The 23,931-nt window shown below is 70.7% G+C and carries 20 protein-coding genes, 2 pseudogenes and 2 riboswitches; of the genes and pseudogenes, 8 read left to right on the top strand and 14 right to left on the bottom strand.

Going from position 1 to position 23,931, the window contains the following annotated elements; all coding sequences use genetic code 11:
- Positions 1-55 precede the first annotated feature (55 nt).
- Entirely contained in the window at positions 56-862 is an 807-nt protein-coding gene (locus ACFY0T_RS17665; RefSeq protein WP_388870719.1) for a CDP-alcohol phosphatidyltransferase family protein, read from the top strand.
- Positions 863-893: 31 nt separating this feature from the next.
- Here ACFY0T_RS17665 and ACFY0T_RS17660 read toward each other — a convergent pair.
- The 8 genes and pseudogenes from ACFY0T_RS17660 to ACFY0T_RS17625 all read right to left on the bottom strand — a co-directional run.
- Positions 894-1,118: pseudogene (locus ACFY0T_RS17660) on the bottom strand (hypothetical protein); the annotation flags it as partial.
- A gap of 33 nt (positions 1,119-1,151) precedes the next feature.
- On the bottom strand, positions 1,152-2,528 hold the full coding sequence (locus tag ACFY0T_RS17655; protein ID WP_388870716.1) for an NtaA/DmoA family FMN-dependent monooxygenase: 1,377 nt from the start codon (positions 2,526-2,528) through the stop codon (positions 1,152-1,154).
- 20 nt (positions 2,529-2,548) lie between these two features.
- Positions 2,549-3,748 carry an LLM class flavin-dependent oxidoreductase gene (locus ACFY0T_RS17650; RefSeq protein ID WP_388871521.1) on the bottom strand — a complete coding sequence of 400 codons (1,200 nt, stop codon included), beginning with the start codon at positions 3,746-3,748 and terminating at the stop codon, positions 2,549-2,551.
- A 139-nt stretch (positions 3,749-3,887) separates the two neighbouring features.
- Complete coding sequence (locus tag ACFY0T_RS17645; protein ID WP_388870714.1) at positions 3,888-4,073, bottom strand: putative leader peptide; 186 nt, start codon at positions 4,071-4,073, stop codon at positions 3,888-3,890.
- A 10-nt stretch (positions 4,074-4,083) separates the two neighbouring features.
- Entirely contained in the window at positions 4,084-4,824 is a 741-nt protein-coding gene (locus ACFY0T_RS17640; protein ID WP_388870711.1) for a GNAT family N-acetyltransferase, read from the bottom strand.
- Between the two features lie 99 nt (positions 4,825-4,923).
- Positions 4,924-5,943 (bottom strand): ABC transporter substrate-binding protein, encoded by a 1,020-nt coding sequence (locus ACFY0T_RS17635; RefSeq protein WP_388870708.1) that lies wholly within the window; start codon positions 5,941-5,943, stop codon positions 4,924-4,926.
- Between the two features lie 81 nt (positions 5,944-6,024).
- Positions 6,025-6,813: an amino acid ABC transporter ATP-binding protein gene (locus ACFY0T_RS17630; protein ID WP_388870705.1), complete on the bottom strand. Its 789-nt coding sequence runs from the start codon at positions 6,811-6,813 to the stop codon at positions 6,025-6,027.
- The gene (locus tag ACFY0T_RS17625; RefSeq protein ID WP_388870702.1) at positions 6,810-7,790 is read right to left on the bottom strand and encodes an amino acid ABC transporter permease; all 981 of its coding nucleotides are present in this window, start codon (positions 7,788-7,790) and stop codon (positions 6,810-6,812) included. The genes ACFY0T_RS17630 and ACFY0T_RS17625 overlap by 4 nt, the downstream gene beginning before the upstream one ends.
- 329 nt (positions 7,791-8,119) lie before the next feature.
- Positions 8,120-8,229: riboswitch (SAM riboswitch) on the bottom strand.
- A gap of 128 nt (positions 8,230-8,357) precedes the next feature.
- Positions 8,358-8,505, top strand: a riboswitch (SAM riboswitch).
- Positions 8,506-8,875: 370 nt separating this feature from the next.
- Between ACFY0T_RS17625 and ACFY0T_RS17620 the strand changes: the two genes are divergently transcribed.
- Entirely contained in the window at positions 8,876-9,586 is a 711-nt protein-coding gene (locus tag ACFY0T_RS17620; protein ID WP_388870699.1) for a cell envelope biogenesis protein OmpA, read from the top strand.
- 112 nt (positions 9,587-9,698) lie between these two features.
- Positions 9,699-10,577 carry a DNA-3-methyladenine glycosylase family protein gene (locus tag ACFY0T_RS17615; RefSeq protein ID WP_388870696.1) on the top strand — a complete coding sequence of 293 codons (879 nt, stop codon included), beginning with the start codon at positions 9,699-9,701 and terminating at the stop codon, positions 10,575-10,577.
- Positions 10,578-10,604: 27 nt separating this feature from the next.
- Here the strand turns inward: ACFY0T_RS17615 and ACFY0T_RS17610 are convergent, their stop codons facing one another.
- Positions 10,605-11,552 carry an NADP-dependent oxidoreductase gene (locus ACFY0T_RS17610; RefSeq protein ID WP_388870693.1) on the bottom strand — a complete coding sequence of 316 codons (948 nt, stop codon included), beginning with the start codon at positions 11,550-11,552 and terminating at the stop codon, positions 10,605-10,607.
- Between the two features lie 510 nt (positions 11,553-12,062).
- On the opposite strand from ACFY0T_RS17610, the gene ACFY0T_RS17605 reads away from it, so the two are divergent.
- The 3 genes from ACFY0T_RS17605 to ACFY0T_RS17595 are packed head-to-tail and all read left to right on the top strand — an operon-like array spanning position 12,063 to position 14,598.
- Positions 12,063-13,223 carry an ABC transporter ATP-binding protein gene (locus ACFY0T_RS17605; protein ID WP_388870690.1) on the top strand — a complete coding sequence of 387 codons (1,161 nt, stop codon included), beginning with the start codon at positions 12,063-12,065 and terminating at the stop codon, positions 13,221-13,223.
- Complete coding sequence (locus tag ACFY0T_RS17600) at positions 13,220-13,927, top strand: ABC transporter permease (RefSeq protein ID WP_388870687.1); 708 nt, start codon at positions 13,220-13,222, stop codon at positions 13,925-13,927. Before ACFY0T_RS17605 ends, ACFY0T_RS17600 begins: the two co-directional genes overlap by 4 nt.
- Positions 13,924-14,598: an ABC transporter permease gene (locus ACFY0T_RS17595; RefSeq protein ID WP_388870685.1), complete on the top strand. Its 675-nt coding sequence runs from the start codon at positions 13,924-13,926 to the stop codon at positions 14,596-14,598. Before ACFY0T_RS17600 ends, ACFY0T_RS17595 begins: the two co-directional genes overlap by 4 nt.
- 42 nt (positions 14,599-14,640) lie before the next feature.
- On the opposite strand, the pseudogene ACFY0T_RS17590 reads toward ACFY0T_RS17595, so the two are convergent.
- The 4 genes and pseudogenes from ACFY0T_RS17590 to ACFY0T_RS17575 all read right to left on the bottom strand — a co-directional run bounded on the left by ACFY0T_RS17590 (position 14,641) and on the right by ACFY0T_RS17575 (position 18,882).
- Positions 14,641-15,251: pseudogene (locus ACFY0T_RS17590) on the bottom strand (ATP/GTP-binding protein).
- Complete coding sequence (locus ACFY0T_RS17585; RefSeq protein ID WP_388871518.1) at positions 15,202-15,633, bottom strand: DUF742 domain-containing protein; 432 nt, start codon at positions 15,631-15,633, stop codon at positions 15,202-15,204. The pseudogene ACFY0T_RS17590 and the gene ACFY0T_RS17585 overlap by 50 nt, the downstream one beginning before the upstream one ends.
- 58 nt (positions 15,634-15,691) lie before the next feature.
- Positions 15,692-16,165 carry a roadblock/LC7 domain-containing protein gene (locus tag ACFY0T_RS17580; protein ID WP_388871515.1) on the bottom strand — a complete coding sequence of 158 codons (474 nt, stop codon included), beginning with the start codon at positions 16,163-16,165 and terminating at the stop codon, positions 15,692-15,694.
- A 2-nt stretch (positions 16,166-16,167) separates the two neighbouring features.
- Entirely contained in the window at positions 16,168-18,882 is a 2,715-nt protein-coding gene (locus tag ACFY0T_RS17575; RefSeq protein ID WP_388870683.1) for an ATP-binding protein, read from the bottom strand.
- A gap of 373 nt (positions 18,883-19,255) precedes the next feature.
- On the opposite strand from ACFY0T_RS17575, the gene ACFY0T_RS17570 reads away from it, so the two are divergent.
- Together ACFY0T_RS17570 and ACFY0T_RS17565 are read left to right on the top strand one after the other, a co-directional pair.
- Positions 19,256-20,215, top strand: a complete 960-nt coding sequence (locus ACFY0T_RS17570) for a glycine betaine ABC transporter substrate-binding protein (RefSeq protein WP_388870680.1) — start codon at positions 19,256-19,258, stop codon at positions 20,213-20,215.
- Between the two features lie 135 nt (positions 20,216-20,350).
- Complete coding sequence (locus ACFY0T_RS17565) at positions 20,351-22,222, top strand: aromatic amino acid lyase (protein ID WP_388870677.1); 1,872 nt, start codon at positions 20,351-20,353, stop codon at positions 22,220-22,222.
- Here the strand turns inward: ACFY0T_RS17565 and ACFY0T_RS17560 are convergent.
- On the bottom strand, positions 22,206-23,651 hold the full coding sequence (locus ACFY0T_RS17560) for an MFS transporter (RefSeq protein ID WP_388870674.1): 1,446 nt from the start codon (positions 23,649-23,651) through the stop codon (positions 22,206-22,208). The genes ACFY0T_RS17565 and ACFY0T_RS17560 overlap by 17 nt on opposite strands.
- Positions 23,652-23,931: the final 280 nt, after the last annotated feature.

Here is a 23,931-nt window from a genome sequence, read left to right as displayed (position 1 = left end):
GCCGCGCACTGTACGCGGCGTTGATCGACTCTGTCATACGGCCGGAGGATGTGCGGTGGCCCTGAACAACACATACGACGCGAGGCTCCCCCAGCAGGAGACCATCGTGGGAGCCGGTGTGCAGCTCCTGCTGCTGGCCCTGCTGGGCACGGCGATCGGGATGGGGCCCGCGGGCTGGCTGACCGGCCTGGCCTTCGCGATCGCCACCTGGGCGGTACTCACCCGCGCCCTGCGCCGCTCGCAGCCCCGCTCCTTCGGCCCCGCCAACCGCGTCACCCTCGGCCGCGCGATCCTCGTCGGCGGCGTCACCGCCCTCGTCGCGGACTCGTTCCAGAGCTCGCCCCCGGTCAGCCTGTTGGTCGGACTGACGGCGGTCGCCCTGATCCTGGACGGCGTCGACGGCAAGGTCGCCCGCCGCACCGGAACGTCCTCCGCCCTGGGCGCCCGCTTCGACATGGAGGTCGACGCGTTCCTGATCCTGGTGCTGAGCGTGTACGTCGCGATGTCGCTCGGCCCGTGGGTGCTGCTGATCGGCACGATGCGGTACGCGTTCGTGGCCGCCGCGCGGGTGCTGCCGTGGCTGAACGCCGCGCTGCCGCCGAGCATGGCGCGCAAGACGGTGGCGGCCCTGCAGGGCATCGTGCTGCTCGTCGCGGGCGCCGGGATCCTGCCGCGCGAGGCGACCGTCGGGGCCGTGCTCCTGGCGCTCGCGTCGCTCGTCTGGTCCTTCGGCCGCGACATCACGTGGCTGTGGCGTCAGGGCGGCCGCAAGGATGTGGAGGAGGTTCGGCAGGCCGTCGCGGGCCGGCCGGAGCCCGTCCGGCGGCCCGCGGCGGCGGTCGCGGCGCGTTCTGAGGGTTGATCACGGACCAGTGCGGATCGGCACTGCTGGTGCCGGCGGGCTGGACATCGCCGATGTATGTGTACAGCGGGGAGCCGTCGTACGTGACCTGGCCGCCGGCGCCGTCCGGCCGTGAGACCGTGCCAAGCTTTCCGACGATGCCCGGTGGCAGCCGGAGTTCGGCGCCGGGCGGGTTGAGGAGCGGCTGCCGCCCTCGGCGCCGTACGCGGCCGGGTGACCCCAGACGCCTTCGTACGAGCCGAAGGTGCCCGACCACCGCTTGCGGCCGCCGCCCGTCAGAACCGCGCCTTCATGACGCGGCCCGCTCGCCCCGGGTGTCCACGTCGGGGTGGGTCAGGCCGAGGTGGTCGCGCAGGGTGCTGCCCTGGTACTCCGTACGGAAGACCCCGCGTTCCTGGAGCAGCGGGACCACGGTGTCGGCGAAGACGTCGAGGCCTCCCGGGGTGAGGTGCGGGACGAGGATGAACCCGTCGGCGGCGTCGGCCTGGACGAAGGAGTTGATGGTCTCGGCGACGGTGGCCGGGGAGCCGACGAAGGACTGACGGTTCCCGGTCTCGATGACCAGGTCGCGGATCGACCAGTTGTTGGCCGCCGCCCGCTCCCGCCACTCGCGGGCGGTGGCCAGCGGGTCGCGGTACATGCGCACCTGGGCGCGGCCGCGCGCGATGGTGTGCTCGCCGAGGTCGGGATCGATGTCGGGGAGCGGACCGTCCGGGTCGTACGCGGACAGGTCGCGGTTCCAGACGAACTCCAGGTGCTTGATGGCGGTGGCGCCGCTGACCTGTTGGCGGCGGACCTCGCGGGCGCTCTCCTCCGCCTCGGCGTCGGTGTCCCCGAGGACGAAGGTCGCGGCGGGCAGGATCAGCAGCTCGTCGCGGGCGCGGCCGTGGCGGGCCAGGCGGCCCTTGACGTCCGTGTAGAACGCCTGCCCTTCCTCGAGGGTGCTGTACCGGCTGAAGATGGCGTCCGCGTCGGCGGCCGCGAACTCGCGTCCCTCGTCGGAGTCGCCCGCCTGGAAGACGACCGGCCGGCCTTGCGGGCTGCGCGGGACGTTGAACTGCCCCTCGATGTCGAAGTGCTGCCCCTGGTGCACGAAGGCTCCGGCCTTCGCGTCGCGCAGGAACGTGCCGGTCTCCTGGTCGGCCACGATCTCGTCCCCGTGCCAGGAGTCGAACAATTCGCCGGCGGTGCTCAGGAACTCCTTGGCTCTGGAGTACCGCTCCTCCTGCGGGAGGAAGCCGCCGCGGCGGAAGTTCTCCCCGGTGAAGGCGTCCCAGGAGGTGACCACGTTCCACGCGGCGCGCCCGCCGGAGAGGTGGTCGAGGCTGGCGAACTGGCGGGCCACCTCGTACGGCTCGTTGAAGGTGGAGTTGATGGTGCCGGTGAGCCCCAGGTGTTCGGTGACGGCGGCGAGCGCGGTGAGGATCGTGAAGGTGTCGGGCCGTCCCACGACGTCCAAGTCGTAGATCTTGCCGCCCTGTTCACGCAGCCGCAGTCCCTCGGCGAGGAAGAGGAAGTCGAACTTGGCGCGTTCGGCGGTTCGCGCGAAGTGCGCGAACGAGCTGAACTCGATATGGCTGCCGGCGTCCGGGTCGCTCCATACGGTGGTGTTGTTGACGCCGGGGAAATGGGCGGCCAGATGGATCTGCTTCAGCGGCTTGCTCATGGTCGTACGGTCCCTCCGGCTCAGGCGGTGGCAGCGGCGTAGCGGTTGGCGGGGCGAGCAAGTCCCAGCAGCCCGCGCAGGGTGTCGGCCTCGTACGACGTCCGGAAGGCGCCGCGGCGCTGGAGTTCCGGAACCAGACCCCGGGTGATCGCGGGGAGGTCGTGGCCGACGACGGCGGGGCGCAGCCGGAAGCCGGACAGCCCTGCCTGCGCCAACTCCTGGAGCAGATCGGCAAATTGGACGGGAGTTCCGGTGAAGATCCGCGCGTCGCTGGTGTACGGGTGGCCCGCGAGGGAGTCGAGACGCTCGCGGCGCGCCGCCGCGGCGGCGGGGTCGTCGTCCAGGAACACCACCAGGTCGCCGAAGAGGTGCAGCGGCTCGGCGGCGCGCCCGGCCGCATCCTGTTCGGCACGGACCGCGGCGACGACGGCGCGTGTCTGCTCGGCGTCGTGCGGAGTGACGTATCCGAGATCGGTGGAACGCCCCAGCAGGCGGAACGGCGCACCCGTCCCGGTCTCGTGGGCCAGTGCCGTGACCAGGGGCTGGCCCTGCGGTGGACGGGGCGTGATCGAGGGGCCCTTGACGCTGAAGTGCGGGCCCTCGAAGTCGATGTAGTGCAGCTTGTCGCGGTCGACGAAGCGGCCGGTGGCGACGTCCCGGATCTCCGCGTCGTCCTCCCAGCTGTCCCACAGCCGGCGGACCACTTCGACGTAGTCTGCGGCCTCGTCGAAGAGCTCGACGCTCAACTCCCTTATGGCCGGGCTCTCCAGGTCCTCGAAACGGAACGGGGGGAAGGTACGGCGGCCGAAATGCGCGGCCTCGTTCGCGCGGGCCGACACCTGCACCCGTACGCCCGCGCGGCCGGTGCTCACATAGTCGAGGGTGGCGATCGCCTTGGATATATGGAACGGCTCCGTGTGGGTGGCCACCACCGTCGGCACCAGTCCTACGTGGCTGGTCAGCGGTGCGACCCGGGCCGCGATGAGGACGGCGTCGAGGCGTCCGCGTACCTGGTCCGTCCGCCCGTCGGGTTCGGTGAGGTGCGAGGACTGGAGTCCGAGCGCGTCCTCGATCGTCACGAAGTCGAGCAGCCCGCGCTCGGCCTCGGTGACCAGGTCGGTCCAGTAGGCGGCGGTGAGCAGCTCCCGGGGGCGGGCCACCGGCTCGCGCCACGCGGCCGGATGCCAGCCGGCGCCGTCGAGTGCGACGGCGAGGTGCAGCGCCGCAGAGGACGAAGGGGAGGAAGCAGGGGAGGAAGAGGGCAGCGAAGATGACGAGGACACGTGAGGGTGCCTTCCTGTTCGACCGTACGAGAGCACCGGACCCTCTTCTTGGCGGGTCCGGCGGCGGGGTGACAGGTCAGGGACGACAGAGCGCGCCGGCCACGCGCTGCAGGTCGATGTGCGGCCGGGAGTACAGATGCACGCGGCGGCGCGGGGCAAGGACCTTGGCGCGGAGGCGGGACACACCCGGCACCTCGGTCACCTCCGCCCATCCGGCTCGGCGGGCCCGGGGGCGCACCGGCATCATGTCGTCTTCCACCACAACAGCCCGGCTACGCCGTCTGTTCCGGCGCCGCGCCCGGAGTGCGGACCTGGAGGAAGTTCCTGCGTCGGCGCGGGGTGAAGCCGATCGACTCGTAGAGCCGGATCGCTGCGATGTTGCTCGCGGAGGCGTGCAGGAAGGGGGTGTCTCCGCGTTCCCTGATGCCCGCCGCGATCGCGCGCAGCAGCCGGGTGGCCAGGCCCCGGCCGCGGTGGTCCGGGTGAGTGCAGACGGCGCTGATCTCCGTCCAGCCCGGTGGGCGCAGCCGTTCGCCGGCCATGGCGATCAGCCGTCCGCGGTGCCGGATGCCGAGGTAGGTGCCGAGTTCTACCGTGCGGGCCAGGAAGGGGCCGGGCTCGGTCAGGGCGATGAGGTCCAGGATCTCGGGCACGTCGTCGGGCCCGAGCCGCACCGCGTCGGGGGCGGGCTCGGCGCGCAGTGCGGTGCCGACGAGTTGGACGCCCTCGCCGCGCCGTACGGTCTCCCAGCCTTCGGGAGTGTCCTTGACCCCCGACACCGCTGCGACGGTTCCGGGGCCGACGAGTTCGGCGAGGTCGTGCCAGGCGCGGGGATCGTCGGGGTCGGCCAGGGCGGTGAACGGGGAGAGGTCCGTGCGGTAGCGGGCGGCGCGTCCGACGCGCTCGGCGAACACCGAGTGTGGACCGGTCAGCGCGGCCCAGGCCGCGTTGTCCAGGATGTGGAGTGGCGCCGCCGGGCTCTGCGGCTGCGGCGGAGGGGCGATGGTGGACATGGGTGTCGGATCTCCGTGGCGGTAACGGGGCGACTTCGGCGGGCTCAGGGCCGCCGGCCCCCACAGCGGGCCGGCGATCCGTCATGAAGGTGCGGGTGCTCAGGAGTTGTCGAGTGGCAGCCCGGGCGGGTTGACCTGGGAAGTGCTGACGGCCTCGTTGGAGAGGTTCCAGGCGGACAGCCACTTGGCGTACTGGCCGCTCTTGATCAGGTGGTTGATCGCGTCGGCGATCGGCTTGGCCAGCCCGCTGTCCTTCTTCGTGGTCGCCGCGATCAGGCCCTGCAGCGACGCGCCGGCACCGGAGAACGTGCCCGCGCTGCGCGTCGGGTTGGGCGACTTGGCGGTCTGTGTGACGTGGTAGGCGACACCGGGATTGGCGGCGAAGTACGCGTCGATCTTCCCGCCGGTCAGCGCCAGGTAGGTGCTGTTCTTGCTCGCGAAGTGCTTGACGGTGAGCTGCTTGCCCTCCTTCTCGAGCTTGGTCTGCCACTCGAGAAGGATCTTCTCCTGGTTGGTGCCGTTGTCGACGGCCACGGTCTTGCCGGCGAGGTTCTCGTAGTCGCCGTCGAAGTTCCACGTGCTCTTCTTGAGCACCTCGAAGCCGACGTTGTCCTTCCGGTAGGAGGCGAAGTCGTACTTCTTCTTGCGCTCCTCGGTGTCGGTGATGTTGGCGAAGGCGACGTCGACCTTGCCGCTGTCGATGCCGACGAACATGTTCTCCCAGGTGGAGTTCCTCAGCTCCGGCTTCAGGCCGAGGACCGCGGCGACCAGACGACCGAAGTCGGGTTCCGCTCCGGTGAGGGTCTTCTGGTCCGAGCCGACGTACGCGAGGGGCGGGAAGCCGTCGGGCAGGGCGCCGACGCCGATCTCCAGCTTGCCGCTCTTGCGGACCGACGCGGGCAGCTCGGCGCTGATCGACTTCACCTCGGAGACCTTCAACTTGGTCTGCTCGGCGGCCCCGTTGGACAGCTGTCCCACGGTCACCGTGCCCGCGGCGTCGGTCGTGGTGGCGGCGTCGCTGTCGCCCCCGCAGGCGGCGAGCCCGGCGGCCAGTGAGGCAACGGCGGTCGCCGCGGTGATACCGCGTATCAGGCTGCGTCGAGAGAAGTGCGTAGGCATGGCTGTCCTTGTCGCTGGAGGAGGGCGTGACTGCGGTGAAGAGGTTGTGACTGCGGTGAAGTGGCAGAAGGGAGGCGCCGGTCAGAGCACCTTGCTGAGGAAGTCCCGGGTCCGCTCGTGCTGCGGGTGGTCCAACACCTGTGCGGGCGAGCCCTGTTCGACGATGCGACCGCCGTCGATGAAAACGATCCGGTCGGCGACCTCGCGGGCGAAGCCGATCTCGTGCGTGACGATGACGAGGGTGGTGCCGCTGGTCGCCAGGTCCTTGATGACGGCCAGGACCTCGCCGACCAGTTCGGGGTCGAGTGCCGAGGTGGGCTCGTCGAACAGGATGATCCCTGGGCGCAGCGCGAGGGCGCGGGCGATGGCCACGCGCTGCTGCTGGCCGCCGGACAGCTGGCGCGGGTAGGCGCCGGTCTTCTCGACCAGGCCCACGCGGCTGAGCAGTTCGCGTGCCAGCTCCTGGGCCTCGGGCTTGGTCAGCTTGCCGGTGGCCACGGGCGCGGCGGCCACGTTGTCGAGGACGGTCAGGTGCGGGAAGAGGTTGAAGTTCTGGAAGACGAAGCCGATCCGGCCGCGCTGGGTCAGGATGGCTCGCTCGCTGAGTTCCTTGAGACGCTCACCGTGCCGTCGTACGCCGATCAACTCGCCGTTGACGCTGACGTATCCGACCTCGGGTTTCTCCAGGTGGTTGATCACCCGCAACAGCGTCGACTTGCCGGAGCCGGACGGGCCGAGGATGACGGTGACCTCGCCGGGCCGCACCGTCAGGTCGACGCCGTCGAGCACCCGGTGGGCGCCGTACCACTTGTGCACGTCGTGGACCTCAAGGGCGGCGGGACGCGCGTCGAGGGTCTGGGCGGTGGTCATACGGCGGCCTCCTTGCGCAGCCGGGCCCGCAGATCACCGAGGCCGGTCCGCACCTTCTGCAGTGGCGTCGGCGGCAGGGTGCGCGTCGCGCCCCGGGCGAAGTACCGCTCGACGTAGAACTGGACGACGGACACGGCACTCGTGAGGATCAGGTACCAGACGGTGGCGACCAGCAGCAGCGGCACGATGTCGCCGGGATAGGTGCTGCCCATCGTCTGCACCGAGCCGAACAGATCGAGCAGCGACACGTAGAACACCAGGGATGTGCCCTTGATCAGGCCGATCAGCTGGTTGACGTAGTTCGGGGTGATGGACCTGAGGGCCTGCGGGAAGACGATCCGGGTGAACTGGTACGTCTTCGGCAGGCCGAGCGCGGCGGCCGCCTCGTGCTGGCCCTGGTCGACGGAGAGGATTCCCCCGCGGACGACCTCGGCCGCGTACGCCGCCTCGTTGAGGCTGAGGCCGATGACGGCGACCGTCATGTCGGTGGCGAGCCGTGACTCGTCGAAGGTGACGAAGGCCGGCCCGAACGGCACACCGAGGCTCAACGTCTTGTACAGGGCGCTGAAGTTGTAGAGGAAGATCAGGACGACGATCAGCGGTACGGAGCGGAACAGCCACGTGTACACCCAGCTCGCCGCACGCAGCACCGGACTCCCGGAGAGCCTCGCGAGGGCGAGCAGCACCCCGCCGAGCAGTCCCAACACCGCGCTGAGCGCGGCCACTTCGAGGGTGATGACGAGGCCGTCGAGGATGGTGGGGCGCAGGAACCAGTAGCGGAAGCGGTCCCACTGGTAGAAGGGGTTCGTGGCCAGGCCGTGGATGATCTGGGCGACCAGGACCAGCACGACAGCCGTGGTGATCCAGCGGCCCGGCCTGCGCAGCGGCAGCACGCGTTGGGCGGTGAGCGGCTTCGCCGGGGAGTCGGCGGGCGGTGCCTCGGCAAGGGACACGGCGGCGCCAGGGGGTTCACTCATGAGGGCTCCAGCGGAGTCGGACACCCCGGTGCGGCGTACGCGACGGCACCGCAGCACAACGAGGAAGGCCGCGGATGACGAAGAACGGGAAGACGCCGGTACCGGGGGCTGGGCGGGCAGAGGGCACACCGCGGCGGCGGTGCGCGTCAGGGATTCAGAACGCCGTCAGCCTTGACAGCGGGCACAGCCCGAAGCGGTACACAGGGCACTGTTGACGCGGAGCAGATCGACACAGCGGTTCGCGCACAGCAGGACGCAGCCGCGGGGCCGCCGTGCGGCCTTCCAAGCTGCGTCCATCGCCGTCTCCGTCACTGTTGCCGCCCGTGGGCGGCTCGCGCTTACCGAAAGTCTTCCGGTCCGGTCGTCACCTGGGGCACCCCACCGCGTCGCGAGGGTTGCCGGCCAGCGAGCCAGGGCTTTTTCGCTGACACTCATGACCGATCTGCGGCGTAAGTTAGGCACGCGCGGAAACCAATGTCAACGTGTTCCGGCCCGGATGACCACCTGGTGAGACCGCGTACAGGCGTCCTTGACGCCTTCGGGGAGCGCGCCGACACTGGCGGGGACGGTCACGATTGTCAGCGCCTCGTCCCCGCGGATTCTCCCGCGCGACGCGGTCATCGGCCCCGGCCCGCTGACAGGCAACCCTTCCACCGCGACGGGGTGCCCCGGGTGACGACCGGGTCCCGCCGGTGCGGCGGGGCAAGCGCGGTCTCGCAACTCGCGGGCCCTGGAGGCGGACCGGTGGGAATGCCCAGGAACTACCTGACGAGACGTCTGCACATCGACTTGTTGCGGGTCTCCAGCGCGTACTAGTCCGGCCGCTTCGTGCCGGTACGCAAGCGCAGTCACTCCGTTCCGCCGCTGCCGCCCACGAGGCGGCCGGGGCTTCGTCGTTCCCATGGAGAGTCATGCCCAAGACAGTTTCGCGCGCCTCGAACACAGGCACCGCAGGCACGTGCGCCACCAGCGCCGCCACCACCAGCTCGCACGCGCCAAGTGCAGGCACCTGCTCCTCAACCTCTCCCGCCCCGAGCCCAGTTGATTCTCCGTCAAGCGCTCGCCCCTGGGGCGCCGGACCGTCCGTGTCCACTCGCCCGCACGCCATCCGCAGCCGTATCGGCGTCGGCGCCGCCGGTGGTTTCTACCCGGCCCCGCACCGCTATCAGCTGTATCTCTCCGAAGGCTGTCCGCGCTCGCTGCGCCTGGCCATCACCCTCGACCTGCTCGGCCTCAAGGACTCGGTCACCACCACGACCCTGGCGCTCCCCGCCGAAACACCTGACGCGTTCGCCTCGCTGCGCCGCGCCTACGAGGCCACCTGGCACCACTACGAGGGCCCGCTGACCGCGCCCGCGCTGTGCGACCGCTGGAGCGGACGCATCGTCAGCAATCACACCCCCGACATCCTTCGTGACCTCGCGGACCTACCGAGGGGCCACGACGGAACCTGCGCCCCCGCGCTGCACCCGCCGGCCCTCGCCGCGGACATCGACGCCCTGCGCGAACTCCTCGACCGGGACGTGACATCGACCGCACGGCCGGAGGCCCGATCGGCGACGCTGGATGTACTGGACTGTCAACTCGCCACTTGTACCTACGTCTTGAGCGAGGAGCTGACAGCGGCGGACGTGGACCTCTGGGTGGCACTCACCCACCTCGACACAACCGACCCCCTCTCCCGGCACAGCCGCCTCCGCGACTACGTGCGCCGCCTCGGCGAGCATCCTGCCTTCCAGGGCGCCGGGTGCGTACGTCCTGACGGTCACCGCGGCGGCGCTCGCGGAAATACTTGACGGAGGTTGTCAGGTATTCAGCCCAAGGTGGGGTGCACAGAAGACAGTGAACCGGCGCCGGAGGCCTCTCCGTCCGTCCGCGCGTGCCGGTGTCCTGAGCAGGAGGTTGGGCATGGCGCAGCACGCGGTCGCATTCGAGGTGGTCGGTCCCTGGTCACTGGACGCGAGCCGGGAGTTCTGGGAGGAGTTCGCTCCGCTGGGGCCGGCCGCGGCGGCGGGTGCCGACGGGGCGCTGCGCACGGTCTTCCACGCCGACGCCGACTGGCGCCGTGTCGCCGCGGAGGTCACCCAGTACGGCACCACGGCGCACGTCGTGGTGACCGGCGACGGCGACCTGGACGCCGCCGCCGAGCAGGTGCGCCGCTTCCTGTCCCTGGACATCGACGCCCGCGGCTGGCCCGCGGTCGCCGAGCGCGACCCCGTGATCGCAAAGGTCCAGGCCCGCTGGCCCGGCCTGCGCCCGTGCGGCTTCCACTCGCCGTACGAGGCCGCTGCCTGGGCGGTGTTGACCCAGCGCACGGGGATGACCTCGGCCAGGCGTATGCGCGCCGAACTCGTCGCCCGCTACGGCACCGGCGGCGCGTTCCCCTCCCCCGAGGCCCTGCTCGGCCTGGACGTCGAACTGCCCTGGCGCAAGACCGAGTACCTGCACTCCGTGGCGTACGCCGCGCTCGACGGGCTCCTCGACGGGGCCTGGCTGCGCACCCTGAACCCCCAGGAGGCGGTGCGCCAGGTCCAGCAGGTCAAGGGGCTGGGCGTTTTCTCCGCCGAGCTCGTCGTCATACGCGGCGCGGGCCACCCGGACACCCTGCCGAGCCAGGAACGCCGGCTGGAGGCGGAGATCACCGAGCAGTACGGCCCCGGCCACCACCTCACCGAGGTCTCCGAGAACTGGCGGCCCTACCGCGCATGGGCCGCGCTGCACCTCCGCGTCCTGCGCGCCGAGCGCATGGGCCCGGCCGACGTCCGCCCCGCTCACACCCCCGCGTAAGGCGGCGGAAAACGTCGCGCCCGTCGGTCAGTCGGCGACGGTGATGACGATCTTGCCGCGGGCGGTACGGGAGGCCAGTGTGGCCAGGCCTTCGGCCGAACGCTCCAGCGGCAGGACGGTGTTGACATCGGCCTTGAGCGTGCCGGCGGCCAGCTGCTCGGCGAGCGGGGCGATGACCTGGCGCACCGGGCCTCCGTTGACGTTGGCGCCGGTGAGGCCCGCGGCGGCGAGCACCCGCTCGTCCGCGGCACCGAGGGTGGAGGAGACCTTGCCGCCCTTGCGGACCACGTCCAGCGGCAGGCCGTCCGCGCTGTGCGAGACGAGGTCGATGAGGGCGTCGACGCCCTCGGGGTACGCGACGCGCACCTGGTCGGCGACATCGCCGGTGGTGTAGTCGACGACCGTGGTGGCCCCCAGGCCGATGAGCCGGTCGGTGTCGCTGGGCCGGGCGGTGGCGACGACGGTGACGCCGCGCGCGGCGAGCAGCTGGACCGCGTACGTGCCGACCCCTCCCCCGGCGCCGACGACCAGCACGCTCTGGCCGGACTCGGCGGCCACAGCATCGACCGCGGCAAGCGCGGTCGCACCGGCCAGCGGCAGGGCCGCGGCGGTGGTGAAGTCGATCCCGGCGGGCTTGAGGGCGACGGCGGCCGCGGGCAGGACCGCGTACTCGGCGACCGTCCCGGCCTGGATCGGCGGGGCCAGCAGGATGTGCCCGAAGACCTCGTCGCCGGGCTTCACATGGTCGACGCCGGCGCCGACCGACTCCACCACACCGGCCGCGTCCCGGCCGACGACCAGTGGGTACTCGTGCGGCATCATCTCCGCCATCATCCCGGCGGCCAGCACGTTGTCGATGGCGTTGAGCGAGGCGGCCTTCACCTTGATCAGGACGGTGCCCTCGCCGGGCACCGGCACGGGCAGGTCGGACACCTCGGGCTGCTGCCCGGCGGCGGGAACGTTCAGTGCGCGCATGATGTGCCTCCAGAGATGAGGGGAGAAATAGGAAGAAGAGTACGAAAAGAAGGGGGTGGGTGGCGGGTACCGCGCCGCCCGCGTATGGGATGGCGTACGAGCCTCTCAAGACGTACGAGCCGAGGCGGCCCCAGCCCGCCAGGACGGACGCGATGTCCGGCGCAGCTGGGAGGATCAGGCCGAGCGCCCCCAGGACCTCGGCCGCCCCGATCCCCGTACGCCTGCTCGCCCAGGCCGGAGTGGCCCAGCGGCCGAGTACCCATAGTGCGAGGTTCGGCCACGGCAGGCCGAAGAAGAGCTCGTCGCCTCGTCGGACTCCACGAGCCGTTCGAGGCTCGCGCTGATCCGCGCAGCCACTCTGTCCGCCACCTGCGCATCACGACACCGGACCACGCTCGCAATCCGTAACCTGCGGCGACCGCGAACGAACATCAACTGGCTAGACTACGCACCCTCGTACACGCGATCCCGCCACGTACGAGCAAAGCCGTTCCCGAAGGGTTTCGACGCTTGATAGCCATCGAAGATGTCAGCAAGCGATACGCCGACGGCACGGTGGCCGTCGATCGCCTGTCCCTCCAGATACCGAACCACTCCATCACCGTTCTCGTCGGACCCTCGGGCTGCGGCAAGACCACCACGCTGCGCATGATCAACCGCATGGTCGAGCCGAGCAGCGGCACGATCCGGGTCAACGGCGAGGACATCCTGCGCCAGCCGGTCAACGCCCTGCGCCGTTCCATGGGTTACGTCATCCAGAACGCGGGTCTCTTCCAGCACCGCACGGTCCTCGACAACATCGCCACGGTGCCGCGGCTGCTCGGCTGGTCCAAGCAGCGGGCCCGCGCCCGTGCCGCCGAGCTCATGGAGCGGGTCGGTCTCGACCCGGGCATGGCCCGCCGCTATCCGTACCAACTGTCCGGCGGCCAGCAGCAGCGTGTCGGCGTCGCCCGCGCGCTGGCGTCGGACCCGCCGATCCTGCTCATGGACGAGCCGTTCTCCGCGGTCGACCCGGTCGTCCGCCGGGGCCTCCAGGAGGAGTTGCTCCGCATCCAGGGCGAACTCGGCAAGGCGATCGTGTTCGTCACCCATGACATGGACGAGGCCATCACGATCGGCGACCGCATCGCCGTGATGCGCACCGGCGGCCACCTGGCCCAATTCGCCGCCCCCGACGAGTTGTTGTCGTCGCCCGCCGACTCGTTCGTGGAGGAGTTCCTGGGCGCCGACCGGGGTATCCGCGGTCTGTCGTTCCTGTCCACCCGCGAGCTCGCACTCGACCGCTCCCGGGTCTTCCCGGTCGGCTCCGACTGGCAGGAGATCGCCGGTCGGGGCGGAGAGCGGTCGTCGGTGCTGGTGACCGACGCCGGCGGCAAGCCGCTGGGCTGGGCGGACCTCAGCGTGTGGGGCGGTGACGTTCAGGCTCTGGAGCCGTACGGGCAGAGCTTCGAGGTGGGCCGGGACTCGCTGCGGGTCGCGCTGGACCGGGCGGTGCTGTCGCCCACCGGCCAGGCGGTCGCCGTGGACGGGGCGGGGCAGGTGCTGGGCGTCGCCGACCAGGAGACGATCGCGGCGGCGATCCGCGTGGCCCGGCAGCGACGGGCCGCGGACTCCCCACAGGGCCCGTCGGACTCCCCGCAGGGCCCGTCCCACCTGAAGGCCGCGCGATGAACGGCTTCTTCGACATTCCGAGCGACCTCCAGAACAGCTATCTCGGTCTGATCTCCTGGCACATGCAGGAGGCCCTGATCCCGGTGCTGGTCGGTCTGCTGCTGGCGCTGCCCATCGGCCTGCTGTGCGTCCGGTTCAACTGGCTCTACCCGCCGGTCCTTTGGGTCACCACGGTGCTGTACGCGATCCCGTCGCTCGCCTTCTTCGTGGTGCTCATCGACTACACGGGGCTGAGCCGGCTCACCGTGATGATCCCGCTGTGCCTGTACAGCCTGGTGATCCTCGTCCCCGCGGTCGTCGACGGCATCCGCTCGGTCCCCGAGGAGACGAACGCCGCCGCTGCGGCGATGGGCATCGGTCCCGGCCGCCGCTACCTCCAGGTCCAACTCCCCATCGCCGTACCGGCGATCATGGCCGGACTGCGGGTGGCGACCGCCTCCAGCATCAGCCTGGTCAGCGTCGGCGCGCTGATCGGCAACCAGGGGGCGCTCGGCAATCTGCTGACCACCGCGATGCTGTACCACCGGCCGGTCCTCGCGGTGAACTCGGTGGTGACCACCGCCGTCCTCGCGGTGCTGGTCGACGCCCTGCTGGTGCTGCTGCGCCGGGTGCTCACCCCCTGGCAGCCGCCGTCCAGCCGCAGGACCAAGGGCCGTACGGCCACGATCGCGGCCACCGCCCGCACCCCGGAGAGCGTGTCGTGAACGTACTCAATTTCATCCAGTCGTTCTTCAGCGACGGCTCCCACTGGCACGGCTACGACGGCATCCCGCAGCGCGTCTGGGAGCACCTCCAGTACTCCACCGGGGCCCTCGCGATCGCCGCGGCCATCGGTCTGCCCATCGGCCTGGTCACCGGACACACCGGCCGCGGCGGCAACGCGCTGGCCTTCGTGTCGGCGGGGGCCCGGGCCCTGCCGACCTTCGGGCTGCTGGTGCTGATGTTCGTCTGGCTCGGGCTCGGCATCCTGCCTGTGATGATCCCGCTCGTGGTACTGGCGGTCCCCCCAGTGCTCATCACCACCTACGAGGCGATCCGCACCGTGGACCCCTCCCCCGTGGACGCCGCCCGCGGCATGGGCATGTCGGAGGGGAAGATCCTGTTCCAGGTCGAGGTCCCGGCGGCGTTGCCACTGATCCTCAGCGGACTGCGCTCGGCGGCGATCCAGATCGTGTCGACGGCGACGATCGCGGCCTATGTGAGCCTCGGCGGGGTCGGCCGCTACATCGTGGACGGCCTCTACCAGCGCAACTACGAGAAGGTGGTGGGCGGGGCCACCCTCACCGCCGTGCTCGCCCTGCTCGTCCTGGTGCTCTTCTGGGCCGTGGCCCGGCTGGCGGTGTCCCCGGGAGTGCGCAGGCGCCGGGCGGCCTGACGGCCGTATCGAAGGGGGACGGGTCCTGGGCCCGTCCCCGCTTCACCGCTCGGCTGTGGCCAGCGCGTGCTCGAGGACGACGAGGAGCGCGTCCCGTACGGAGCCGCGTTCGCGCGCGTCGAACACGGTGAGGGGCACGTGGTCGGCGACGTCGAGGGCCCACCGTACGTCGTCCAGATCGTGTTCGACCTTGCCGTCGAAGGCATTGACGGCCACCGCGAAGGGGATCTCGCGGTGCTCGAAGTAGTCGACGGCCGTGTAGCAGTCGTCGAGCCGACGGGTGTCGACGATGACGAGTCCGCCGAGCGCGCCCTCGACGAGGTCGTCCCACATGAACCCGAAGCGCTCCTGGCCGGGGTCCCGAACAGATAGAGCTTCAGGGTCGGGTCGAGGGTGACGCAGCCGAAGTCCATGGCGACGGTGGTCGTCATCTTCTCCGGGGTGTGCGTGAGGTCGTCGACGCCTGCGGCGACCGAGGTGATGGACGCCTCGGTGGTCAGCGGCTCTATCTCGGAAATGGCGCCCACCGTGGTGGTCTTGCCCACGCCGAAGCCGCCCGCGATCACCATCTTCACCGGCAGCGGCGGCCGGGGCCCCTCGGTGTCAGCCCTCACGGATCGCGCCCCGGGAGTCGGGGATAGCTCGGAGACCATCGATAACCCTTCGCAATACGGTGACATCGCGGTTTGAGTGGGCCTGCGGTGCGTACAGGGCCAGTTGACCGTCGGCGCGCAGATCGTCGGCGAGCACCCGGATCACATTCAAGTGCATCCGCAGTTTCGCCGCGATCTCCGCCAGCGACTGCGGCTGGCGGCAGACCGTGATGATGTCACGGTGCTGTTCGAAGACGAAGGCGTCCAGTGCTGCCAGCCCCAGTTCGGTCGCGACCACCTGCGTCTCGATCGGGATCGGCGGTACGAGACTGTCGCCGCCGGCGATCCGCCCCGCGGTCAGCAGGAAGGGCCGGACGACCGACGCGGGGGGTTCCACTTCCCACCCGGCGTCGTCGGTGGCTGCTGGCTCGCCGGCCGTCATCACGTCCTCCCCCTTCGCTTCGCGGGCCGTCACCGGTCATATGACGCCCCGTCGGACGTCAACCGGTCGGGGCGATGCCCACGGTGTTCTTCAGCTCCATGACCAGCTGCGGGCTGAGGACCGCACCGGCCCGGTTGGCGAACAGGGTCATCTCGTACGCGATGTTGCCGAGCTTCGCCTCCTTGGAGGCGACCACGCCGAGCACCGCGCCGGCGCCGAGCGCCGACACCAGGACGTGCCCTTCCTCCAGGTCGATGATGACCTTGTTCAGACCGCCGAGGCCGTAGTTGCCGGACGCGCCCATGGCCAGGCTGGTGATGCCGGAGACGATCGCCGCGAGCCTCTCCGAGTCCGCCTGTCCGCGCAGTTGGGACACCGCGATGAGCAGTCCGTCGGAGGAGACGCCGATCACGTCGACGACCCCGGCCGTCTCGGTGGCGAATCGATTGAGCAGCCAATTGAAGTCGGCAGCGGCGGCCTTCACGTCCGTCACCGGTTCCGCCGCTCGGGACTCCGGCTCGCCTGTCCACATGGTCACGTGCTCATGCCTTCCGGGGATGAGGGTCTGCTGTTCTCTGTGCTGGAATCGGCCGGGGCGCCGGACCGGCCCCCCGGTCCCGGTCGGGTCGCCCCGGTGGTCCGGCTCTCGGCCGCGCTCTCGCGCTCGGCCCGCAGGACGGCGGCCTCGAACTCGTCGATCTCGGAGCGTGCCGCCTCCGCGTCCGTGGGCTGCCAGGCGGGCGGCCGCGGCGGGCTCGTGACGGTCCGCTCGGGCTGACGGCTGGAGGCGGTGGTGGCCGACAGGGTCGCACCCCGCACCCGGCGCCGCAGCGGACCGGTCTGGCCGGGCCTCGACGGAGCTGCCGTACCGGAGCCGCCGTCGGTGGCGTTGCCGGGCCGCGGGCCGACGCCGCCGGCCGCACCCGTGGGCGTACCGCGGCCTGTTGTCTCACGTGCCTCGGCGCCCGTGCGCCACGGTGCCTCCGATGACGTACCAGCTATCGGTGCCCCGGGGCCGTTCGGCCTGGACGGGAGTGTGTCGTGGCCGTTCGGGGTGTGACCCCTGACGTCCTCGCCGCGCGTGGCCACCACGCGTTCGTTCTCGCGCGCGTGGCCGGGCGACTCCCCGCCCCGGGAGCGCGCGGGAATCCTGCGCGGCAGGCCCGAGGGCCCGGGCGGCGACTCGACCCGCGCGGGGCGCGGCTCGCGGGTGCCGGCATGGCGGGCGGGCGGCAGGATGTGCGGGGCCCGCGCCGCGGCCTGGGCCGGGTCGGTGAGCAGGAGGTGGGACGCGGGGACCGCGACGGTGGCCGTGACGCCCCCGCCCGGGGTGCGGGACAGAACGACTTCGATGCCCCAGCGCCGGGACAGTCCGCCGACCACGAACAGGCCGAGGACCTCCGTCGGCGCCAGGTCGAGCCGTTCACGGCGGATGAGGCGGGCGTTCTCCTGCTCCAGCCGCTCGGGGCTCATCCCGAGCCCGTGGTCGATGATCTCGACGAGGGCGCCGCCGACCCCGTGCCGGGGGCGCAGGACCACTTCGACGCCGCTGGTCGCCGGGGAGAACATCACCGCGTTCTCCAGCAGTTCCGCGAGCATCAGCGTCAGATCACCGACGATGTCGGGGGCGACGGTGACATCGCCCTCGGCGTGCGGAGTGACGCGCTGGTAGCCCTCGATCTGCCCGAGCGCGGCGCGGACGATGTTGCTGAGCCGCATGGGTTCGGTGTTGAGTCCCGTCTCGCTGATCCCGGCGAGCAGCATCAGGCTGTCGGCGTTGCGCTGGAGACGTACGGCGATGTGGTCGATGCGGTAGAGCCGGTCCAGTACCTCGGGATCGGTCTCGCCGCGCTCCACCGAGTCGATCAGCGCGAGTTGACGGGCCGTCAGGTTACTGACGCGGCGACCGACGTTGCCGAACATCTCGGCGATGTTGCGACGGCTGATGACCTGGCGCTCCAGCAGGGCGGTCGCGGTGACCTGAACCTGGTTGAAGGCCTCAGCGAGTTCACCGATCTCGTCGCGCACCGGCACGGGTACGGCTTCGAGGCGCGGCGGGCTCGCGTCGTCGGCGTCGTCGTCCGCGACCCGGGCCAGTTCCGTCTCGGCCGCGGTGGCCACGTGCTGGGCCGCCTCGGTGAGGGTCCGCACGGTCCGCACCACGGAGCGGCGCATCAGCACGGAGAACAGGATCCAGGCACCGAAGGCGAACAGGTTGACGGCGATCAGCCAAGCCACCTCCCACCAGACGCTGTTGGAGGCGTCCTGAGTGTCGGCGGCGATCTCACCGATGAGCGTCTGGGTGATCTTCAGCCGATTCTGGGCCTGGCGCTCGTAGGTGGGATCGGCGCGCAGCGCGTCGTCGAGGGCGACGCGCTGCTGCGCCGCGTTCTCGGCCACCAGACCGCTGGGGTCGACCTGGAGCGCGGCCCAGTGCTGGCCGATGACGCTCTGGTAGGGGCTGTGTTCGATCCCGGCGAGGTCGGCGCCCTGTTCCTGGCTGGCGAACCGGGTGAACCGCTCGGCCTGGTAGGTGTACTGCTCGTAGTCGCCGACAGCGCCGGTGAACTCGATGAGCGCGTTGGGGTCCCGGGTGCGCGCGGCGAAGACGCTGGTCTCGAAGGAGGCGTGCGCGGTGTCGGCCCGCAGCAGCGCGTCGAGCAGATTGCCCGCGGACGACGACGACTCACTCCCTGACTGGCCGAGCCCGAGGCCGTTGATGAGGCCCTCGATCACCGATCCGTACGCGGGGTCGATGTTGTCGGCGGGGATGGGGCCCTGTTCCACGGTTTTGCGGAGGCTGTCCAGGCCCTCCAGCTCCTTGAGCGCCTGGGCCTCGGCGTCGGGCAGCCGGTCGCCGTAGGTCGACCGGACGGCCTCGATCTGGGTGCTGACCTTCTGCTGCGCCTGAAGGTAGGCGGAGGTATCAGGCGGGCTGTCGCCGGAGCGGGCGGCCTCGTGGTGCAGGGAGACGAGGAGTGCCTGCCGGTGCTCGGTCTGCACACCGTCGATGAGCTTGGTCACCTGGGCGCTGTCCCGCACGAGTTGGGCGGTGTCGGCGGCGGTGCGGGCCCGGTCGATCTCGGAGTAGACGATGTAGGAGACCATCGCCGAGACGATCGCGAGCGGGACGATCACCAGCACGTTGAGTTTGCGGCGGAAAGGCCAACGGTCCAGGAGAGAGGGCTTCCGGACGGTTCGGGGAGCCGTGGACGGCTGCTCCGGGGCGGCTTTTCTGTGCGCGGGCACCCAACCTCCTTGACTTCGTTCCCCGTTGGAAGCCCGCTGACCGGGCTGAGTGGATCGGATCGCACGGTCGCGACGGCGCGCCCAGGCCGACAAGTGGAACAGGTCCCTCGACGCGGCCAACATTAGCGGCTGTCGCATGAGTACGGCCATGATCAACCAAAAAGTGACATGCGGATACGCCGGGTTCGCTCTCATATTGATCATGTTGCGTGCACGGGGCGAAGCCGCACGGTCCCCATCAGTGATCTATTCGTGTCTTGACGGTCCGTGAGAGGCCTAGATTGGATCGTCTGAAGACCGTCACCACCCGCGCCTTCCGGCCACCACGGTCGGCGGGCAGGACGCTCGCCGCCCCACCCAATGCCAAGTCTGGATGACCAACGTGACCATCACCAGAAGCACCAGAACGTCCGCAACGTACGCTGTTTCCCTGCTGGTTGTGGCCGCGGCCGCACTGACGGGCTGCGGTTCCTCCGACGACTCCGGCAAGAGCGACCCGCTGAAGGGGGGCGCCGCCAAGGGCGGCACGGTCGTTGTCGGTTCCAACAACTTCCCCGAGAGCATCCTGCTCGCCGACATCTACGGTGAGGCCCTCAAGTCCAAGGGCGTCAAGGTCAGTTACAAGCTGAACATCGGCAGCCGCGAGACGACTTACGGTCTGATCAAGAACGGCACGATCACGGTCCTGCCCGAGTACAACGGGGCCCTGCTCGCCTACCTCGACGCCAAGGCGACGCCCAAGACGGTCGAGGAGACCAGCACGGCCATCACGGCCAAACTCGATGCGAAACTGACCCTGTTGGAGCCCTCCAAGGCCGAGGACAAGGACGCGGTCGCCGTCAACGAGGCCACGGCCAAGAAGTACAACCTGACGGACAAGTCGACCATCGCCGACCTCTCCGACGCCGCGAAGGACCTGGTCATCGGCGGTTCGCCCGAGTTCCAGACCCGGCAGCAGGGGCTCAAGGGCCTCAAGTCCGTATACGGTCTCGACTTCAAATCCTTCAAGGCGCTGGACGCGGGCGGTCCGCTGACCGTGGCGGCCCTCAAGGGCAACAACATCCAGGCCGCGGATATTTTCACGACCGACCCCGGAATCACGAAGAACAAGTTCGTGGTCCTGCAGGACCCGAAGAATCTCTTCGGCTTCGAGAACGTGACGCCGCTGGCGTTCAAGAAGGATCTCCCGGCGGCGGGAGTTTCCGTACTCAACGACGTCTCGGCGAAACTCGACACCGAAACCCTGGTCAAGCTCAACAGCCAGGTGCAGGACGGCAACAAGGACCCGCTCGACGTGGCGAAGGAGTGGCTGTCGTCCGCCGGACTGAAGTGACGGGTGCTTGAGGGGTGCCTGAGGGGTGCCTGACGGTCGGTGCGGGCGCCCGCACCGGCCGTGGGGCCCTGGCCCTGGCGACGTACGGCTGCCGTCAGGCGCTGGCGACGTACGGCTGAGGAGAGAGCGTCCGTCATGCTCAAGCGCACCGCCGATGTGACCTCCGGCGGCACGGCCACCGAGGCGACCCTCGACGGTCGGGGCCTCGATGCCGGCGCGGTCGCCCGGATCGCCGACGGCGCGCTGCCTCACACCGTGCATCCGGCGGCGCTGGAGGCGATGGAGCGCACCCACTGGGCTGCGCGCAGGCTGGCCGCGGAGGGCACGCAGGTGTACGGGCGCAGCACCGGTGTCGGGGCGCACCGGGGCGTCGCCGTCGAGGAACGCGACAGCGCGGGCCATGACCTGCGGCTGCTGCTCAGCCATGCGGGCGGCGTGGGCGATCCCCTGCCCGCGCGCCAGGTCCGCGCGATGATGGTCGTGCGGCTCAACCAACTGCTCGCCGGGGGCTCCGGTTTACGCCCCGAGATCGCCGTGGCCCTGTCGGAGGCATTACGGGCACGGGTGCATCCTCTGGTCAACGAGTACGGGTCGGTCGGCACCGGCGACCTGACGGCACTGGCTCAGTTGGGGCTGGCGCTCTTCGGGCATGGCTTGTGGCAACGGGTCGGTGCGGGTGGAGTGGACGGCGCGGCCGGAGTGGACGGCGCGGGCAGCGGTGAGCCGTTTCCTGCGCGGCCGGAGATCCAACCCGGCGACGCGCTGGCCCTGTTGAGCAGCAACGCCCTCACCCTCGGCCAGTCCGCGCTCGCCTGTCACGACCTCGGCGGGCTCCTCCGCGCCGCCCACGTGGTGGCAGCGCTGTCGCTGCACGCGATAGGCGGCAACCTGGAGCCCTACGCACCCGAGGTCCACCGGGCCCACCCGCATCCGGCGATCGGACGGGCGGCGGCTTGTGTACGGTGGGTGCTCGGGGTACCCGATCGGCGTTTGTCCGGCGAACGGGAGTGGCTGGAGCCCGGCGTCCCGGGGCGGCGCGAGCCTGGTGAGCCGGGGTGGCGGGAGTCCGGCCTGCCGGGGCAACGGTCGTCTGCTGCGCCGGGGCGGCAGAAGCCGGGAACGCCGGACCGGCTGGAGCCCGGCGTGCCGGACCGGCTGGAGCCCTGGCGGCCGGTGCCGCGCGAACCCGGTGCGCCGGAGCCACGAGAACCCGGAGTGTCAGGGCCGCAAGAGCCCGGCGTACAGCGGTTGTCCGGTGCGCCGGGGCAGTCGGCGTCGCCGTCCGCACGCGTACAAGATCCCTTCGGTTTCCGCTGTTTCCCCCAGGCCCACGGCCCCGCGACCGAGGCCTGGGCAAGCCTGGACCGCGTACTGTCGATCGACCTCAACTCCGCCACCGAGAACCCGCTCATCGGATGGGACGAGCCCACGGGCGCCCCGGTCGCCCTGGTCGCCCCGGTCGCCCACCATCACGGCGGTTTCTTCGCCGCCCCGCTCACCTTGGCGCTCGACCAGCTGTGCCTCGCCGTTCTCGGCACGGCCCGGCTCTCCGCGGCCCGGCTGTCCGGCCTCGGCCGCCCCGAACTGACCGGTCTGCGCTCCTACTTGGCCGACGAAGCCTCGGCGGGGTCGGGAATGATGATCCTCGAGTACAGCGCGGCGGCGGCGCTCGCCGAGATCCAGGCGGGTGCCACCCCCGCCGCCCTCGGCCACGTGGTGCTGTCGCAAGGGTTGGAGGAGGTGGCGAGCTTCGCCACCCAGGCGGCCCGCAAGTCGCTACGGATGGCCCACGCGTACCGGCTGGTCCTGGGCTGCGAACTGGTCGCCGCGGTACGGGCCCTGCGCCAGCGCGGCGCCGCACCCGCTCCGGGAACCCCGGCGGGCCACGCGTACGCCCGCGCGGCGGCGGTTTTGAACCCGGCCATGGAGGACCGCCCGCTCACGGATGACGTGGCCGCCGCCGCGGCGCTGTTGGACGAGTTCGCGGAACTCACCGCGAAGTGCTGACGGCCTCCGGTTCCGTACGGGACGCCTCGCCGGAGGCGCGGGGCGTGCCGGAGACTCGGCCCGCACGCTGGACAGGGACGAGGAGCGCGGCCAGCGCGGCGGCCAGGCAGAGCAGGGCGAGCAGGCTGAAGCCGTGGGTGTACCCGGAGGCGTACGGCAGGCCCGAGGGCTGGAGCCGACCGGTCACCAGAACGCTGGTCACCGCGGCGCCGATCGACCCGCCGATCGTGCGGATGTTGGCGTTCATGCCGGTCGCGGCACCGGTCTGTGCGGCCGGGACGCTGCCGACGATCAGGTTGGCCATCGAGGCGAAGGCCAGTCCGATACCGAGGCCGAACACGCCCGCCGCGAAGGCCACTTGCCACTGCTGGTCGTGCCAGAGGGCGAGGAACCCGCAGGCGACCGCACCGAGCGCGGACCCGGCGATGAGCAGCTTCTTGGCACCGAGCACGGGCTCCAGACGGCCGCTGAGCACACCCGAGCAGAACATCGCGATCAGCATCGGCAGCATGAGTAGTCCGGCCGCCGTGACGCTCGCGCCGAAGCCGTAACCGGCCGAGCGGGGCGTCTGCACGAAGCCCGGCAGGAAGGACCAAATCGAGTACATGCCCGCGCCGAACAGCAGCGCGGCCGCGTTCGTGGTCCACACGGCGGGCAGCCGCATGATGCGCAGGTCGATCAGCGGGCTGTGCGAGCGCGCCTCGGCGAACAGCCACAGCGCGAAGAGCAGCACGGCGGCGGCGAACAGACCGATCACCCGGCCCGATCCCCAGCCCCAGTGGCTCGCCTGGCTGAGCGGCAGCAGCAGGGCCACGAGCCAGCCCGACAGCAGGACGGCGCCGAACCAGTTCACGCGGCCCTCGGCCCGACTGGGCGACTCGGGGACGTAGCGGAGGGCGATCAGCGTGGTGAGCGCGACGATGCCGACGGGAAGCCAGAACAGCCAGCGGTAGTCGAGCGCGGTCACGATGGGACCGGCCGCCACAATGCCGACTCCGCCTCCGGCGGCGATCACGGCGGACAGGTTGCTGATGCTGCCGCTCACCTCGCCGGGGGCGAACTCGTCCCGGATGATGCCGAAGGACAGCGGGAACAGCGCACCGCCGATGCCCTGGACGACCCGGGCGACGATCAGCACGCCGATGGTCGGCGCGAGCGCGGCGACCAGACAGCCGGCCAGCACGGCCAGGAGCACGGCGACGAGGGTGCGTTTCTTGCCGATGAGGTCACCGACCCGGCCGAGGATCGGAGTGAAGACCGAGGCGGACAGCAGATACGCCGTCATCACCCAGGTCGCGGTGGACTGCGAGGTGTGCAGCGCGTGCTGAACGGTCGGCAGGGCCGGTGCGATCAGCGACTGCAGCATGGCGAACACGCCGGCACCGGTCGCGAGGACCGCGAAGGTGAGGCGGGTGGACTTGCGGGGCATGAAAAGCCTCTCCGAACAAGCGAAACGGGGTGCGGCCGAGCTCATCTCCGCCGCGGTCGTACGGGCCGGGGACGCCGCGGGGCAGCGCCGAGCACGCCGACGGCCGCGGGGGCGGTCGCGGAGGGGTGGAGCGTGGGTGACGGGCGGTGCGCTCGGCGCAGGGCCCGCGATGAGGTCGATCCGTCGATACAGGGATGTCGTACGTCGGTATGGGGGCGCCGTACGTCCGTACGGGGTGCCGTCCATCGTTAGGGGTGCTGTCGCGTCGGTGATGCGTGCG

Origin of the sequence: Streptomyces sp. NPDC001530 (assembly GCF_042894545.1) — a bacterium.
GTDB lineage: Bacteria > Actinomycetota > Actinomycetes > Streptomycetales > Streptomycetaceae > Streptomyces.
The sequence above is the reverse complement of the archived record's forward strand: the minus strand, read 5'-3'. Positions and strand labels throughout refer to the sequence as shown.

Bases quoted from the DNA above. Each gene is read 5' to 3' on its own strand.
- ACFY0T_RS17655 (WP_388870716.1), bottom strand. From the start codon at position 2,528: ATGAGCAAGCCGCTGAAGCAGATCCATCTGGCCGCCCATTTCCCCGGC.
- ACFY0T_RS17640 (WP_388870711.1), bottom strand. From the start codon at position 4,824: ATGTCCACCATCGCCCCTCCGCCGCAGCCGCAGAGCCCGGCGGCGCCA.
- ACFY0T_RS17635 (WP_388870708.1), bottom strand. From the start codon at position 5,943: ATGCCTACGCACTTCTCTCGACGCAGCCTGATACGCGGTATCACCGCG.
- ACFY0T_RS17630 (WP_388870705.1), bottom strand. From the start codon at position 6,813: ATGACCACCGCCCAGACCCTCGACGCGCGTCCCGCCGCCCTTGAGGTC.
- ACFY0T_RS17625 (WP_388870702.1), bottom strand. From the start codon at position 7,790: ATGAGTGAACCCCCTGGCGCCGCCGTGTCCCTTGCCGAGGCACCGCCC.
- ACFY0T_RS17615 (WP_388870696.1), top strand. From the start codon at position 9,699: ATGGCGCAGCACGCGGTCGCATTCGAGGTGGTCGGTCCCTGGTCACTG.
- ACFY0T_RS17610 (WP_388870693.1), bottom strand. From the start codon at position 11,552: ATGCGCGCACTGAACGTTCCCGCCGCCGGGCAGCAGCCCGAGGTGTCC.
- ACFY0T_RS17600 (WP_388870687.1), top strand. From the start codon at position 13,220: ATGAACGGCTTCTTCGACATTCCGAGCGACCTCCAGAACAGCTATCTC.
- ACFY0T_RS17585 (WP_388871518.1), bottom strand. From the start codon at position 15,633: ATGACGGCCGGCGAGCCAGCAGCCACCGACGACGCCGGGTGGGAAGTG.
- ACFY0T_RS17580 (WP_388871515.1), bottom strand. From the start codon at position 16,165: ATGTGGACAGGCGAGCCGGAGTCCCGAGCGGCGGAACCGGTGACGGAC.
- ACFY0T_RS17570 (WP_388870680.1), top strand. From the start codon at position 19,256: ATGACCAACGTGACCATCACCAGAAGCACCAGAACGTCCGCAACGTAC.
- ACFY0T_RS17565 (WP_388870677.1), top strand. From the start codon at position 20,351: ATGCTCAAGCGCACCGCCGATGTGACCTCCGGCGGCACGGCCACCGAG.
- ACFY0T_RS17560 (WP_388870674.1), bottom strand. From the start codon at position 23,651: ATGCCCCGCAAGTCCACCCGCCTCACCTTCGCGGTCCTCGCGACCGGT.